Below are 14,017 nucleotides of genomic sequence, written 5' to 3' on the forward strand. Positions count from 1 at the left end.
ATGGTAGGTCTATCCCAGGATGGCGTCAAAGCCCTCGACCAGTCCATGGCGTAACGCCAGGTGGGTCAGCTCTACGTCAGTGGCTACCTGGAGCTTGTCAAACAGGCGGTAGCGGTAGGTGTTGACGGTTTTGGGGCTCAAGTGCAGACGGTCCGAAATATCCTGTACGCGCTGGCAATTGACGATCATCAGGGCGATTTGCAATTCACGATGCGAGAGGTGGCTGAAAGGGTTGTCTTCATCGTCGAAATGGGAGAGTGCCAGCCGCTGGGCGATTTCCTGGCTGACATAGCGGCGCCCGTGAAAGACCTGGCGAATGGCATCGGTCATTTCCGTTGCATCGGCACCCTTGCTGAGAAAGCCTGATGCCCCTGCTTCGAGCATGCGCCGCAAGACGCTGTCTTCCAGATGTGCCGTGAGGATGATGACTTTGACGTCCGAAAGCGTGCGGTAGATGCGGCGGGTCGCTTCCAGACCGCCAATGCCTGGCATGCGAATGTCCATCAGTACGATGTCAGGCTTCAGTTGTCGGCTCTGTGTGACTGCGTTCTCACCATCATCCACTTCACCCACGATCTTGATATCGCTCTCTTCGTTCAGGAGGTGGGCGATGCTGGTTCTCACCAGGTGGTGATCATCGGCAATTAAAACGTTGATCAAGGGGCTGGCTCCTGCAGGTAATCATCGTGGACTGGGGCGATACGCACGCTGCGTTGACATAGAGTGCCACAGCTCTTGGCAAAGGAGAATTAGTTAATGCTTGTTCACTTTAATTCTTGACCTCGCGCAAACCCTGGAGTAATATTCGCACCGCTGCCGCAATGGCAGCATATGGGGCCTTAGCTCAGCTGGGAGAGCGCAACACTGGCAGTGTTGAGGTCAGCGGTTCGATCCCGCTAGGCTCCACCAAGATTTCGAAGCGCCGCGTATCTTACGCGGCGCTTTTTGTTTTGCCTGTCATTTTGACTGTCATGTAGCCTCTCATTTGAACTCCTTCTATTGCTGCGCTGCAATCGGCGCCCGTTCATGAGTGAGCGGGCGCCGCTGTGGGCTAGCCGTCGACCTTGCCCAGCAGCAGGAACTCGATCAAGGCTTTTTGTGCGTGCAGGCGGTTGCCTGCCTCTTGCCAGACCACCGAGCGCGGGTCATCGAGCAGCGTGTGGCTGATCTCTTCGCCGCGATGTGCCGGCAGGCAGTGCAAGAACAGGACGTCCGCGTTAGCGCTGTCGAGCATCGCTTCCGTTACCTGGAAGCCCGCAAAATCGGCCTCTCGCTTCGCCTGTTCCTGCTCTTGGCCCATGGAGGCCCAGACGTCGGTGGTGATCAGGTCAGCGCCTTGAGCGGCTTGCTGTGGGTCGCGCAACAGAGTGATGCAGTCGCCGGCGGCTTGCATGATGTCGTCGCGAGGCTCGTAGCCTTCCGGGCAGCAAATTCTCAAGTGGAAACCGAACTGGCGGGCAGCATTGATCCACGAGTGGCACATGTTGTTGCCATCGCCGATCCATACGGCGGTCTTGCCCTTGACGCTGCCGCGCAGCTCGGTCCAGGTCATGACGTCTGCCAGCAATTGGCAGGGGTGGTAGTCGTCGCTGAGCGCATTGATGACGGGCACGCTGCTGGCGCTGGCGTACGCTTCCAGCCCTGCATGGGAGAAAGTGCGGATCATCACCGCGTCGACCATTTCGGCCAGCACGCGGGCGGTGTCTTCGATGGGCTCGCCGCGGCCCAGTTGGGTGTCGCGCGGAGACAAAAACAGGGCGTGGCCACCAAACTGGGCCATGCCGGTCTCGAAGGAAACACGGGTTCGCGTGGAGGACTTCTCGAAAATCATCGCCAGAGTGCGGTTGGGCAGCGGCGTGTAAACCGGTCCGTTGGCCTTGAGGTCCGTCTTGATCTTGATGGCGCGCTGAATCAGATAGTCCAGCTCTTCAGGGGTCAAATCCAGCAGGGTAAGGAAATGGCGTGTCGCCATGATGACGTCTCTCCGCGCAAAAACACCATCCTAGCGAGGCCGCAGGGGATGCGCAACGCAAGCGGCATGCGTAGAATATCCGCCACGCAATATGACCGAGTCGTTTGCTCAGGTATTGACGTGCATGATCAAGACTGACGATTACCCGGTCGCAGGGTTAAAGCCAGTGGCCGAATTGCGTACACTGGAAGAGACCACATCTTTTATCGAGGAGCATCCCATGAGCACCACGGCTGACAATATCCAGCGTCAAATCACTGAAAACCCGATTCTCATCTACATGAAAGGCACGCCTCAGCTGCCGCAGTGTGGCTTTTCTGCACAGACCGTTCAGGCGCTGATGAGCTGCGGCGAGCGTTTCGCTTTCGTCAACGTGCTGGATAACCCTGATATTCGCGCCGAACTGCCCAAGATTGCCAACTGGCCCACCTTCCCGCAGCTGTGGGTAGAAGGCGAGCTGGTCGGCGGATGCGATATCGTGATGGAAATGCACCAGAGTGGCGATCTCGAGAAGTTGATCAAAGAAGCTGCCCAGCGTGCAGGCGCTGCTGAGAACGGCACTGACGCCTAACCCAAGAACAGCGCCCAAGGAAGTTTTGCTCCATGAGCTATCAAGTTCTGGCCCGCAAGTGGCGGCCACGCACATTTCATGAGCTTGTGGGGCAGGCCCATGTCCAACGCGCCCTGGTCAATGCTCTTGACCAGGGGCGTTTGCACCACGCTTACCTGTTTACGGGGACGCGGGGTGTCGGCAAGACCACCCTGGCACGGATATTGGCCAAGTGCCTCAACTGCACGGCCAAAGGCCGTGGTGACGAGGGCGTCACGTCGACACCTTGTGGCCAGTGCCCCAGCTGTGAGGCGATTGACCAGGGGCGCTTCGTCGACCTGATCGAAGTCGATGCCGCGTCGCGAACCAAGGTCGAAGATACCCGCGAGCTGCTGGACAACGTTCAGTACGCGCCTACCCAAGGGCGTTACAAGGTGTACCTGATCGACGAGGTGCACATGTTGTCGACCAGCAGCTTCAATGCGCTGCTGAAGACACTGGAAGAACCCCCGCCCCACGTCAAGTTTCTGCTGGCGACCACTGACCCGCAAAAATTGCCTGCCACCGTGCTCTCTCGGTGCTTGCAGTTCACTCTGAAGCACATGCCGCCTGAGAGGGTAGTCGAACACCTCAGCTTCGTGCTGGGTGAAGAAGGCGTCGAATACGACGAGAGTGCGCTTTGGCTGCTGGGCAAAGCCGCTGGGGGCTCGATGCGTGATGCCATGAGCCTGACCGATCAAGCCATTGCTTTTGGTCAGGGGGCGGTACGCCATGGCGATGTTGCGGCCATGCTGGGTACGCTGGATCATCGCCACGTACTGGCGCTGGTAGAAGCGCTGGCGAACGTGGACGTTCAACAGCTGCTGCAGGAGGTTGCTCAGCTCGCCGAGCAGGGGCCGGACTTTGCCGCAGTGCTGGATGAGCTGACCGCCATTTTGCACCGGCTGGCCGTTGCCCAGATGGTGCCTGACGCGGTGGATAACAGTCACGGTGACCGCGCCCAGATTCAGCAGCTTGCCGGGCGCTTTACCGCCGAAGATCTGCAGCTTTACTACCAGATCGGTATCCAGGGAAGAGGCGACATGGTGCATGCGCCCGACTTGCGCAGCGCGCTGGAAATGACGCTGTTGAGGATGCTGGCGTTTCGCCCGCAGGGGGTTCCAAAACCACCCACGGTGCCGCTGCCGCTGCGTCGTGAACCGGTCATTGAGCCCGCGGCCGAGGCTGCGGCCGTTGAGAGCGAGCCAAAAAAGCCTGAGCCTGCGCCGCCCGCTGCGCAGGCTGCACCGCCGCAAACACCTGTTGCGCGGGTATCTGCTGAGCCGCCCCAAAACGCACCAGAGAGCTACCCACCAGAAAGTAACGTGGCTGTGGCACAGCCAGCAGAGGAGCCGGCCCCCTGGTCGCTTGACGAAGTGAATCAGGCCGCCATGCTCTCGCCAGAGCCAGAGCCAGAGCCAGAGCCAGAGCCAGAGCCAGAGCCAGAGCCAGAGCCAGAGCCAGAGCCAGAGCCAGAGCCAGAGCCAGAGCCAGAGCCAGAGCCAGAGCCAGTTCACCAAGAGCCGATGGTTTCCTCGTCATCTTCGCCCTCGTTGGAAGGCCCGTTGGATCAGGCCGGGTGGCTGGGCTGCTTTGATGCGTTGGCCCTGGGGGGGCTGACGCGCAACCTCGCGGCACACTGCCAGGTGGAAAGCGATGATGGCGCCACGCTGGTGCTGCGCCTGGATCCATCGCAGTCGGCCATGCAGGCTGAGGTGCACAACCAGCGCATCGAGCGCGCGTTGAACGGGATTGGGCTGCCCAGAAAAGTGCACTTCAAGGTAGCGGCGCTGGACACGGGAATCGAGACCCCGCGGCAGCAGGAAGAGCGTCTCCAGCAGGAGCGACATGCCGAAGCGGTTGATCTACTTTATCGTGACCCCAATATTGAGAAGTTACGTCACGCTTTTGGGGCTACGCTGATTGAGTCGACGGTAAAACCCGCATCGCACTCTTGACCCTATCACTTCAGTCATATCACTCAGGAGATCACCGCATGTTCAAAGGCGGAATGGGCAACATCATGAAGCAAGCCCAGGAAATGCAGGAAAAAATGCAGCGCGCTCAGGAAGAGGTCGCCAAGGCAGAAGTGCATGGTGAGGCTGGCGCTGGCATGGTGAAGGTCGTCATGAACGGCCGCCACGATGTGATCAGCGTGGCCATCGACCAAAGCGTCATGGAGGAAGACAAGGAGTTGCTGGAAGACCTGCTGGCCGCGGCCGTCAACGACGCTGTGCGCAAGGTAGAAGCCAACTCGAAAGCCAGAATGGAAGAGGCAACGGCGGGCCTTAATCTTCCGCCTGGCTTCAAGATGCCGTTCTGATCCATGCGCTTTTCCCCCCTCGTAGAGCAGTTGATGGATGCGTTTCGTGTGCTGCCCGGCGTTGGGCCCAAGACGGCCCAGCGCATGGCGATGCACCTTCTGGAGCGTGAGCGCCCCGGCGGGCAGCGGCTTGCCGAGGTGATCTTGCGTGCCATCGAAGACGTGGGTTATTGCCAGCACTGCCGCACGCTGACCGAGGCCGACATATGCGCCTTGTGCGAGAGCCCGCGCCGCGACGACAGCTTGCTGTGCGTGGTCGAGTCGCCAGCGGATCAGCTCGCCATCGAAGAGGCGGGCGGTTTTCAGGGTCGCTACTTCGTCCTGCATGGTCACCTTTCACCGCTGGATGGTGTAGGCCCTGATGCCTTGGGCTTGGCGCTGTTGGAAAGCCAAGTGGCCGAAGGGCACATTCGCGAGATCGTGCTGGCCACCAACCCTACGGTAGAAGGCGAGGCGACGGCGCATTACATCGCAGCCCAGCTTGCTCAGTACGGTGTGGCGTTTTCTCGCCTCGCCTACGGTGTCCCGATGGGGGGAGAGCTCGAGTATGTGGATGGTGGCACCTTGAGTCGTGCCTTTAACGGTCGTCAGCCTTTTGCTAGCGATTAAGTCGGATAAAACGCAAGCGCCAAGGCGGTTGTGACAACCTGGAAGACCGAATTGTCCTCTTCAACCTCCTCCTTGTATCAATGGATCGACAGCGCCGAGGCGTTGGATGCCGCCTGCCAACAGGTGGCCAGTGCAGAGGTCATTGCACTGGATACCGAGTTTTTTCGTGAAAACACCTTCTTTCCCGTGCCTGCACTGATCCAGTTTGCCGCAGGGGAAAAAGCGTACCTGGTGGACCCGCTGGTGACCCCTTGTACGCCCGCTTTCAAGGCTCTTCTGCAAAGCCAGGTGCCTAAGCTGCTGCATGCTTGCAGTGAAGACTTAGAGGTATTTCAGCGCTGGGCAGGAACGCTTCCGACGCCGCTGATCGATACCCAAGTGGCGCAAGCGTTTCTGGGTGAGAACCCGGGAATGGGGTATCAGAAGCTGGTGGAGCACTGGATAGGTGACACGCTGCCCAAGGAAGAGACTCGCTCCAACTGGTTGGAGCGGCCTTTGACCGCTTCTCAATGCGAGTATGCGGCGCTGGACGTGACCTACCTGCTTCAGGTCTGGAGGCGCCAGGCTATCCAGTTGGCTGAGTCAGGGCGGCTTGGCTGGGTCGAGGAAGAGTGTGCATCACTTATCGAACAAGCGGGTCGTGACGAAGAGAGCGACGGCCAGTGGTACACCCGCCAGCGTCAGCTGTGGCGCCTGACGCCACGCCAGCTGGAAGCCTATCGTCTGATGACCATCTGGCGAGAAGGTGAAACCCGGCGGCGTGACCTGCCACGCAACTGGCTGGTCAGTGACAAGCTGCTGTTTGCCGTGGCCGAAAAAATGCCTGCAAATCGCTATGAACTGGCAGAGGTAGAGGGCGTCAAGCCACCTCTGGTCAAGAAAGAGGGCGATGCCTTGCTGGGGTGGGTGAAGCAGGCGCAACACTGTGCTGAAAGCGCCCTGCCGGCCCGCTGGCCTGACCCCATGCAGCCGCCCTTCAAACGACGCTTCAAGGCCATCAAACAGGTCGTGGCGGACAAAGCGGCGGCCTTGGGGATTGCGCCGGAAATGCTGCTTCGTCGTCGTGATATCGAAGCGCTGGTCATGCAGGCCATGGCCGGCGAGCCGCTCGATGAACTGCACGGTTGGCGCGGAGTTTGCCTGGGTCAGGACCTTCAACGAGCCTTAGAGGAAGCGTCGGAATGAGCGAGAAGCTACTTTGCGAAATTTTTAGAAGCTCACGAAAAGAAGAGATGTACCTTTACGTGGACAAGCGCAAAGGCATGGTAGACGTGCCCGAGGCCTTGATGGCGACTTTCGGCAAGCCCGTCCCAGTGCTGACCATGATCTTGACCGAGGAGAAGTCATTGGCACGCGTGTCCGCCCGCGATGTCATGGTGGCCATTGAAGAGCAGGGGTTCTACCTGCAGATGCCCCCCGCCAAGGAACCGTACCTGCTGGACCTGCACCGCGCTGAATCTGCCAGCCGCTCGTGATGATGCCAGAATGAATTTTTTGGCCCATGCCTGGCTGGCACGCCCCGGCAACGATGGTTTTCTCTATGGCAACCTGATTGCCGATGGGGTCAAGGGCAGTGATCTCTCCGGCTGGCCAGCCAGCGTGGCGGGCGGCATTCGCCATCACCGCCGTGTGGATGCCTGGGTGGATCAGCACCCCCGGGTACTGGCTGCCCGTCAACGCGCGCCCAGGCAGCAGCGCCGCTATGCCGGTATTGCCCTCGATCTGGTGTGGGATCACTTCATTGCCCAGCAGCAAGCGGGTGAGCGGCAGCACCAACTCATCGAGCGCTGTTATCAGCTGCTGTCGGCCAGGCCTGCTCCCCAGCGGTTGGCCACCATGATGCCCGTACTGGTCGAGCAGGACTGGCTGCGCCGCTATGCGGATTTCGATTTCACCTGTCAGGCCGTGGCAGGCATCGGCAAGCGGTTGACAGGCCCGAACCGTTTGGCCGAGCTGGTCCCCTGGCTATACGATGATTACGCCCTTCTTGAGGCTGACTTCAGCGTGCTGTGGCGCGAATGTCAGGCGCACTTGACCAGCAGCGGCAACGATACCAGCGCCCATTGATCGGCGTCGGCGATCACGCACCTACCCGAAAGAGAACCGAACATGGAAACCACATTGCGTGAGCGCTTCTGGGAGCGCTATCCGCTGGAGGAGTTGACCGCGCCAGAGTGGGAAGCGCTCTGCGATGGCTGTGGCCAGTGCTGCCTGTTGAAGCTGCATGACGATGACACTCAGGAATTGGCTATTCTGAACGTTGCTTGTCGGCTGTTGGATCTACACAGCTGCCAATGCAGTGATTACGAGAATCGCTTTGCCAGCGTGCCGGACTGCACGCAGCTGACGCCAGCGCTGGTAAAAGAGTTTACCTGGCTGCCGCATACTTGTGGCTACCGTCGGGTGGCCGAAGGGCGCAAGTTGGCGGGTTGGCATCCGCTGTTGAGCAACGACGCCGAGCGAGTGCATCGTAAGGGAGTGAGCGTCAGAGGCTTTGCGGTATCACAGGATGAGGTGCCGGAACGGCATCTCGAAGAGCATATCATTGCGGTCATTCCCATGTCCTGACCGCCAACCGAAACGCAATGCGCTGCCATCCATGGCAGGACCATCGCCGCTGGCTCATCTTATTGTGGGCTGGCGGTTTTGTTTTTGGCGCTATCCCAGATGGTGAAAAACATCTCTTTCAGTGGGGGGCGCGCTGCCTGGGGAGCGGCTTTGGGCTGAGGTGCGGAGGCCTTGGCCGAGGTGTCCCAGATAGTGAGAAATTGTTCCTGATACTTCATGACAGACTCCTGATGGAGAGGTGGTTTTAGACGTTGGTCTATAAGACGTAAGGTGAGTATGCCTAAACAAGTGGGGTTTGGAAAGTTTTTTTGGAAAGTATTTTCATAAATTTTTTCGCCATGAAAAAAGCAGCGCCCGGCGCTGCTACTGGATAGATGTCGTTCTAACGAGCCGTCGGATGGCTCAGGTACAGCACGGTCATGATGGCCCTGAAGGATTTGAACGGGTGCTATACCTTTGCCAACCCACGCTTTCTGGAATTGTTCGGGCTGACCCAGGAGCAGTTGATTGGTCGCAATGTTTGCGAGCTTTTCCCGAATACCTACGCGGGCTTGGTATGGGTGAAGGATCTCGAAGCACTGCGTTATCAGAACAAGGTGAGCGCCGAGCATGTCTTGCCCACGGAAGCAGGCCTCCCACGTGTGCTCACTTGTCCAAGGGGCCGAGCAGGCCTTCGAGGGCTTTATTCAGGCCTTGCCACGAGACCCAACGCCCATAGAATGAAGGCATCCTGGCGTGCCGCGTCGCGCCAGGCCTTGAATCTGCCGGAGGCGCCGCCGTGGCCGCTGGTCATGTCGGTGTGCAGCAGAATCGGGGCGCTTCCCTGCTGAGCCTGGGTCACGCGAGCATAGAACTTGGCGGGCTCCCAATAGCTGACTCGGGTATCGAACCAGCTGCCTTCGATCCATAGCGCCGGGTAACGCTGAGGGCGAATATTATCCACGGGAGAGTAAGCGGCGATCCGCTCGCGAACCTCGTTGATCTCCGGGTTGCCCCATTCGGTGTACTCGGCGGTGGTCAACGGCAGCTCGGGATTCTGCATGGTGCGCAGTACATCCAAAAACGGCACGTCGAGCACGGCAGCGCAGAACGCCTCTGGTGCCCGGTTCAGGCAGGTACCCACCAGCAGCCCGCCCGCGCTGGCACCACAGGCGACGATCCGTTCAGGCTGGCTGACCTGCTCGGACACCAGTGCCTCGCGGGCAGCCAGGAAATCATGAAAGCTGTTTTCCTTGTTGGCCATCTTGCCTGCCAGGTACCATGGTTCGCCGCGCTCGCCGCCGCCGCGTACGTGGGCCACGGCAAAGGCCACGCCACGCTCCAGAAGCTCCAGCCTGGCAATCGAAAACCAGGGGTCGAGTGCTTCGCCATAGGCGCCGTAGCCATATAGCAGCGTCGGCAGAGGCTGTCCGACCAGATCGGCACGCATGACCACGGAAACGGGCACCTGTTCACCGTCGTGGCTGGTGGCCCAGATCCGTCGGCTGACCAGTTGCTCAGGGGAGAGGCTGCCGTGTACCGGTACTTGCTTGAGTAGCGTGCGCTCACCGCTGTCCAGGTTCAGCGCAAACCAGCGGGGCGGGTGGGTAAAAGATTCTTCCCGCAGGTGGAGCGTGCGTGCATCGAAGTGGGGCATGTCCTCCAGAAGTTGCGAGACAGGTGTGTCGGGTAGCGCCAGGTAGTGATCTTCGATGAGCGTATGGCCATCTTCGGCCAGGCTCAGTTGCCTCAATCGCACCTGAGCTTCCTGATGGCTGCGTTCGGCCACGACCAACCCCCAGGCGAACGCATCGACTCCTTCCAGCGTGGCGTCCTCCCGCGGGGGCAGCAGGCTTTTCCAGCTCGTATCTTCCAGCGTGTCGGCACGCGTATCCAGGGCAAAGTGTGGCCCTGCCTGATTGTGTAGCCGGTAGAAAGCCCCCGGCCGATGGTCGATGCTGACCTCCACGCCATTCGTGCGCCCATGCAGGCATACTGGGCTCGCGGCGGGTTGGTGGGCGGGCAGGGCGTGGACCTCCGTGGTATCTTTCGAGCCGCTCTCGATGATCAGCCATTGACGCGAGCGGGTCTTGCCAACGCCCAGCCAGAACTCCGGGTCGTCTTCACGCAGGATCAGTGTCGGTGCGCTAGCCTGAGCGTCGGTGTCGACCGCGGCGTCGCTATTGAGCCCTACCCACAGTCGCCACAAGCTATCGGGGCGCTGGGTGTCGTCGAAGCGGGTAAACAGCAGCGTCGCGCCATGGGTTGTCTGGTCCTCTGCCCAGCACACCGACGGCCCGATGTCTTCGAGCAACTGGCGGGGAGTGCCGCTGGGCAACGCTTTCAGCCAGAGGGTGTAGCGTTCGTCCCCTTGGGTGTCTTCGGTCCAGGCCAGCCACTGCTCGTCGGGGGAGAGGGCCATGTCCCCCATGTCGTAGAACGGCTGCTCTGCCGCACGCTCGCGCACATCCAGAAAGCACTCGGCACGCTGGGGCTGGCCGTTGGGATGTCGCCACCAGCACGGGTAGTCGTCGTCGGCTCCCGTTTCGCTCCAGCAGGTGAAGTGATCCAATACCGTGGCCAGGCTTTTGACCGCCAGCTCGCGCCGTGCCAAGTGTGAATGGTAGAGGGCGTCGGCCAGCGGCGCCAAGGGGCGAAACCAGTTGGTATGCTGCTGGTTGGCGTCGGCTAAAAAAGGTTGAACGTCTGGTGCGTCACGAGATTCCAACCAGTGCCATTCAGGGTCATCGGCGCGATAATAGCGTGCTACGGGCGAGCCTTCGTGCATACCAGGCTGTGCTTTCATAAATTGACAGGTACCATAACGGGAAATCAACGTCGGGTGCTTCCACCCACATGAGGGGTATTATGCTGTTTGCTGACTCAATGTCACTGCTGTGGCTAAGTTATTACGGACTTTCGCTGCTGGTCGTGATGGCCATCTATTTTGCGTTGGCCTGGTTGCCGCGCCTGCCTCGTCTTGTCATTACCTGGGGCGTGTCGGGCGTCATGTGGATGCCGGCCAATTACCGCTTGCCGCTGGTGGAAGAAGGCGAGTTCTATACCGGCTGGGCGCCATCGGCCATGGTCGCGGCGGTGGCGTTTTTCGAACATAGCACCAGTGGCCTGCGCAATGGCCTGCTGTGGGCGATCCTGGGCATTGCGCTGGGCGCCTGCGTGGGGATTGCGCTGTGGTGGTGGCGGCGTCCGATGCCGGTCGAAGAAGCCCCTGCACGCCGTCAGAGTGTCGAAGAGCCTCAGCCTGTCCGCCGTCGTGAGCCGGTGATCCGTTGATCTCCAAACTGGCCGGGGAGGCGTCTTCATGTGTGAGTTGATGGGTATGAGCGCCAATGTACCCACGGATATCTGCTTCAGCTTTTCGGGTTTTCTGCATCGGGGCGGCGGTACGGGGCCCCACCGCGATGGCTGGGGCATTGCGTTCTATGAAGAGGGCGGTTATCGCGAGTTTCGCGACCCTCACCCTTCCGTGGATTCGCCTATCGCGCGGTTGATATGCGACTACCCGATCAAGTCGCACGTGGTCATCAGCCATATCCGTCAGGCCAACGTGGGGGGCGTTCGGCTGGCCAATACGCACCCTTTTACCCGTGAAATGTGGGGGCGGCCCTGGTGCTACGCCCATAACGGTCAACTGAGTGGCTGGCAACAACTGCCGCTGGGACTCTACACCCCCGTGGGCAGTACCGACAGTGAGCACGCCTTCTGTTGGCTGATGGGCGAGCTGCGGCGACATTTTCCTTCGCCTCCTGAATCGCCAGAGCCACTTTGGGAGCGGCTGCATGCGCTCTGCGAACAGCTGCGCGGGCTGGGGGTGTTCAACCTGCTGCTCTCGGACGGTGTCTATCTCTACTGCTACTGTTCTACCAAACTGGCGCACATCACTCGACGGGCACCGTTTGGGCAGGCGGAACTCTCGGATGCCGAGATGACGGTCAATTTCGTCGAGCACACCACGCCCAACGATATCGTTTCGGTGGTGGCCACCGCGCCTCTGACCCACAATGAAGCCTGGCAGCGTATGGCGCCAGGTGAACTGTTGGTATGGCGTGGGGGAGAAATCCGTGCCCGTTATGGCTCAAAATCCTGACTATGCTAAAGAAATGGCATGACCAGAACGGTGGTGAGGGTCGAAGGGCTTTAAGCTAAAGTTGAAACGCAAGTTTCAATCGTTCGTTTTACAGTCTGCTGGACGTCGTATATCGTTGGCGTTCATGAACCACTTGATAGCCTCGCCACAATAACAAGGTCGGTACAGCATCGACACGGATAGCGGAGATTCCCCATGAGCGAACACGCCAGCACCCCCATTTTACGCGGCCCAGCGCTTGAAGGGTTGGAGCAGTACGACTCGGTCACCGATGTATTCCATTCGGCAGTGAAGCGCTTCGCCCAGAGGCCAGCCTTTACCTGCATGGGCAAGACGCTCAGCTTTGCCGACCTGGACCGCTTGTCAGCGGATTTCGCCGCCTGGCTGCAGCATGAAACCGATCTGGAGCCGGGGGATCGGATCGCCATCCAGCTCCCCAACGTACTGCAGTTCCCGGTGGCCGTCTTCGGCGCACTGCGTGCTGGCCTGGTGGTGGTGAATACCAACCCGCTCTACACCGAGCGTGAAATGGCTCATCAGTTCAAGGACTCAAACGCCAAGGCCATCCTGATTCTGGCCAACATGGCCGACAAGCTCGAGAAGGTGCTGGACAAGACCGACATCAAGCACGTGCTGGTCACTCAATTGGGGGACTTGCATGACGTGCCCAAGCGCTGGCTGATCAATGCCGTGGTCAAGCACGTCAAGAAAATGGTGCCCGCCTACTCGCTGCCCAGCGCAGTTGGTTTTCGCGATGCGCTGAAGAAGGGCGCTTCGCTCACCCATCGCCCTGTAGACCGCACCCAGGAAGATCTGGCCGCGCTGCAGTACACCGGTGGCACCACCGGCATGCCCAAAGGGGCAATGCTGACGCACCGCAACCTGGTGGCCAACATGTTGCAGGCTCGCTCGGCCATTGGCGAGCATCTGACCGACGGTGAAGAACTGGTCATTGCGCCGCTGCCGGTGTACCACATCTACACGTTTACCGTTAACTGCCTGTTCCTGATGGAAACCGGCAACCACTCGCTGCTGATTACCAATCCGCGTGATTTGCCAGCCTTCGTCAAGGAGTTGAAAGGGCTGCCGTTCACCGGTTTCATTGGTTTGAACACGCTGTTCAATGCCCTGTGCAACCGTGATGATTTCCGCCAGCTCGACTTCTCGAAACTCAAGCTGACCATTTCCGGCGGCATGGCCTTGACCAAGGCAGCCGCCCAGCGCTGGGAAGAGACCACCGGCTGCCCGATTGCCGAGGGCTACGGGCTGACAGAAACCTCTCCCATCGTCAGCTTCAACCCCAACGACGCCATTCAACTGGGCACCATCGGCAAACCCGTGGCAGGTACGGCGGTGAAGGTGGTGGACAGCGAGGGCAACGACGTGCCGTTCGGTGAGCCAGGGGAGCTGTGCGTGCAAGGGCCTCAGGTCATGAAAGGCTACTGGCAGCGTGAAGACGAAACGCGTAATTCCATCGATGAGCAGGGCTGGTTCCACACCGGTGACATCGCCATCCTTCAAGACGATGGCTATATCAAGATCGTCGATCGCAAGAAGGACATGATTCTGGTGTCCGGTTTCAACGTCTATCCCAATGAAGTGGAAGACGTCGTGGCCGCACATCCCGACGTGCTGGAAGTGGCTGCCGTCGGGGTGGCCGATGAAAACGCCGGCGAAGCCATCAAGCTCTTCGTCGTGTCGAAAAACAGTCAGCTGGATGCCGAGACGCTGCGCGCCTGGTGCAAAAAGGAGCTGACCGCCTACAAAGTACCCAAGTACGTTGAATTCCGCGATGAGCTGCCCAAGACCAATGTGGGTAAAGTGTTGCGTCGCCAGCTGCGCGACCAGGAAGCCAACAAGGCCTGATAC

At 59.8% G+C, this 14,017-nt stretch carries 15 protein-coding genes, 1 tRNA gene and 1 pseudogene; 13 read left to right on the forward strand and 4 right to left on the reverse strand.

Annotated features, from left to right (window positions below):
• Positions 1–9: 9 nt before the first annotated feature.
• Positions 10–660 (reverse strand): UvrY/SirA/GacA family response regulator transcription factor, encoded by a 651-nt coding sequence (uvrY, locus tag RVM27_RS15285; protein WP_039182542.1) that lies wholly within the window; start codon positions 658–660, stop codon positions 10–12.
• 173 nt (positions 661–833) lie between these two features.
• Here uvrY and RVM27_RS15290 point away from each other — a divergent pair.
• A tRNA-Ala gene (locus RVM27_RS15290) sits at positions 834–909 on the forward strand.
• A gap of 142 nt (positions 910–1,051) precedes the next feature.
• On the opposite strand, the gene argF is transcribed toward RVM27_RS15290, so the two are convergent.
• Positions 1,052–1,972 carry an ornithine carbamoyltransferase gene (argF, locus tag RVM27_RS15295; RefSeq protein ID WP_039182544.1) on the reverse strand — a complete coding sequence of 307 codons (921 nt, stop codon included), beginning with the start codon at positions 1,970–1,972 and terminating at the stop codon, positions 1,052–1,054.
• A gap of 220 nt (positions 1,973–2,192) precedes the next feature.
• Here argF and grxD point away from each other — a divergent pair, with 220 nt between their 5' ends.
• Genes grxD through RVM27_RS15335 form a run of 8 tightly spaced genes read left to right on the forward strand, consistent with a single transcriptional unit; the run spans position 2,193 to position 8,061 of the window.
• Positions 2,193–2,543 (forward strand): Grx4 family monothiol glutaredoxin, encoded by a 351-nt coding sequence (gene grxD, locus RVM27_RS15300; RefSeq protein WP_039182647.1) that lies wholly within the window; start codon positions 2,193–2,195, stop codon positions 2,541–2,543.
• Positions 2,544–2,575: 32 nt separating this feature from the next.
• Complete coding sequence (gene dnaX, locus RVM27_RS15305; RefSeq protein WP_498956930.1) at positions 2,576–4,519, forward strand: DNA polymerase III subunit gamma/tau; 1,944 nt, start codon at positions 2,576–2,578, stop codon at positions 4,517–4,519.
• A gap of 38 nt (positions 4,520–4,557) precedes the next feature.
• On the forward strand, positions 4,558–4,884 hold the full coding sequence (locus tag RVM27_RS15310) for a YbaB/EbfC family nucleoid-associated protein (protein ID WP_016914346.1): 327 nt from the start codon (positions 4,558–4,560) through the stop codon (positions 4,882–4,884).
• Between the two features lie 3 nt (positions 4,885–4,887).
• Positions 4,888–5,493, forward strand: coding sequence for a recombination mediator RecR (recR, locus tag RVM27_RS15315; RefSeq protein WP_227406690.1), 606 nt, complete (start codon positions 4,888–4,890; stop codon positions 5,491–5,493).
• A gap of 51 nt (positions 5,494–5,544) precedes the next feature.
• On the forward strand, positions 5,545–6,678 hold the full coding sequence (rnd, locus tag RVM27_RS15320) for a ribonuclease D (protein ID WP_287806736.1): 1,134 nt from the start codon (positions 5,545–5,547) through the stop codon (positions 6,676–6,678).
• Complete coding sequence (locus RVM27_RS15325; RefSeq protein WP_498941661.1) at positions 6,675–6,968, forward strand: YcgL domain-containing protein; 294 nt, start codon at positions 6,675–6,677, stop codon at positions 6,966–6,968. Before rnd ends, RVM27_RS15325 begins: the two co-directional genes overlap by 4 nt.
• Before the next feature lie 10 nt (positions 6,969–6,978).
• The gene (locus RVM27_RS15330; protein WP_498956931.1) at positions 6,979–7,560 is read left to right on the forward strand and encodes an acyl carrier protein phosphodiesterase; all 582 of its coding nucleotides are present in this window, start codon (positions 6,979–6,981) and stop codon (positions 7,558–7,560) included.
• A gap of 42 nt (positions 7,561–7,602) precedes the next feature.
• Entirely contained in the window at positions 7,603–8,061 is a 459-nt protein-coding gene (locus tag RVM27_RS15335; RefSeq protein ID WP_016914341.1) for a YcgN family cysteine cluster protein, read from the forward strand.
• A gap of 59 nt (positions 8,062–8,120) precedes the next feature.
• On the opposite strand, the gene RVM27_RS15340 is transcribed toward RVM27_RS15335, so the two are convergent.
• Positions 8,121–8,279: a hypothetical protein gene (locus tag RVM27_RS15340; protein WP_498956932.1), complete on the reverse strand. Its 159-nt coding sequence runs from the start codon at positions 8,277–8,279 to the stop codon at positions 8,121–8,123.
• Positions 8,280–8,483: 204 nt separating this feature from the next.
• On the opposite strand from RVM27_RS15340, the pseudogene RVM27_RS15345 reads away from it, so the two are divergent.
• Positions 8,484–8,648 (forward strand): annotated as a pseudogene (locus RVM27_RS15345) (PAS domain S-box protein); the annotation flags it as partial.
• Between the two features lie 95 nt (positions 8,649–8,743).
• Here RVM27_RS15345 and RVM27_RS15350 read toward each other — a convergent pair.
• The gene (locus tag RVM27_RS15350; protein WP_498956933.1) at positions 8,744–10,846 is read right to left on the reverse strand and encodes a S9 family peptidase; all 2,103 of its coding nucleotides are present in this window, start codon (positions 10,844–10,846) and stop codon (positions 8,744–8,746) included.
• Between the two features lie 62 nt (positions 10,847–10,908).
• Between RVM27_RS15350 and RVM27_RS15355 the strand changes: the two genes are divergently transcribed.
• The 3 genes from RVM27_RS15355 (at position 10,909) to RVM27_RS15365 (ending at position 14,014) form a co-directional block, all read left to right on the forward strand.
• Positions 10,909–11,334, forward strand: a complete 426-nt coding sequence (locus RVM27_RS15355) for a hypothetical protein (protein WP_498941654.1) — start codon at positions 10,909–10,911, stop codon at positions 11,332–11,334.
• A 28-nt stretch (positions 11,335–11,362) separates the two neighbouring features.
• Complete coding sequence (locus tag RVM27_RS15360) at positions 11,363–12,148, forward strand: class II glutamine amidotransferase (RefSeq protein ID WP_498941653.1); 786 nt, start codon at positions 11,363–11,365, stop codon at positions 12,146–12,148.
• 195 nt (positions 12,149–12,343) lie between these two features.
• Entirely contained in the window at positions 12,344–14,014 is a 1,671-nt protein-coding gene (locus tag RVM27_RS15365) for an AMP-binding protein (protein ID WP_287806723.1), read from the forward strand.
• Positions 14,015–14,017: the final 3 nt, after the last annotated feature.

The sequence above is a fragment of the Halomonas sp. KM007 genome (assembly GCF_050709225.1).
GTDB classification, from domain to species: Bacteria; Pseudomonadota; Gammaproteobacteria; order Pseudomonadales; family Halomonadaceae; genus Vreelandella; species Vreelandella hamiltonii.

Excerpts from the sequence above, each read along its gene's own strand:
- RVM27_RS15350 (WP_498956933.1), bottom strand. The coding sequence starts at position 10,846 with ATGAAAGCACAGCCTGGTATGCACGAAGGCTCGCCCGTAGCACGCTAT.
- RVM27_RS15360 (WP_498941653.1), top strand. The coding sequence starts at position 11,363 with ATGTGTGAGTTGATGGGTATGAGCGCCAATGTACCCACGGATATCTGC.
- RVM27_RS15335 (WP_016914341.1), top strand. The coding sequence starts at position 7,603 with ATGGAAACCACATTGCGTGAGCGCTTCTGGGAGCGCTATCCGCTGGAG.
- RVM27_RS15340 (WP_498956932.1), bottom strand. The coding sequence starts at position 8,279 with ATGAAGTATCAGGAACAATTTCTCACTATCTGGGACACCTCGGCCAAG.
- RVM27_RS15355 (WP_498941654.1), top strand. The coding sequence starts at position 10,909 with ATGCTGTTTGCTGACTCAATGTCACTGCTGTGGCTAAGTTATTACGGA.
- RVM27_RS15310 (WP_016914346.1), top strand. The coding sequence starts at position 4,558 with ATGTTCAAAGGCGGAATGGGCAACATCATGAAGCAAGCCCAGGAAATG.
- grxD (WP_039182647.1), top strand. The coding sequence starts at position 2,193 with ATGAGCACCACGGCTGACAATATCCAGCGTCAAATCACTGAAAACCCG.
- RVM27_RS15325 (WP_498941661.1), top strand. The coding sequence starts at position 6,675 with ATGAGCGAGAAGCTACTTTGCGAAATTTTTAGAAGCTCACGAAAAGAA.
- RVM27_RS15365 (WP_287806723.1), top strand. The coding sequence starts at position 12,344 with ATGAGCGAACACGCCAGCACCCCCATTTTACGCGGCCCAGCGCTTGAA.
- argF (WP_039182544.1), bottom strand. The coding sequence starts at position 1,972 with ATGGCGACACGCCATTTCCTTACCCTGCTGGATTTGACCCCTGAAGAG.
- recR (WP_227406690.1), top strand. The coding sequence starts at position 4,888 with ATGCGCTTTTCCCCCCTCGTAGAGCAGTTGATGGATGCGTTTCGTGTG.
- dnaX (WP_498956930.1), top strand. The coding sequence starts at position 2,576 with ATGAGCTATCAAGTTCTGGCCCGCAAGTGGCGGCCACGCACATTTCAT.
- RVM27_RS15330 (WP_498956931.1), top strand. The coding sequence starts at position 6,979 with ATGAATTTTTTGGCCCATGCCTGGCTGGCACGCCCCGGCAACGATGGT.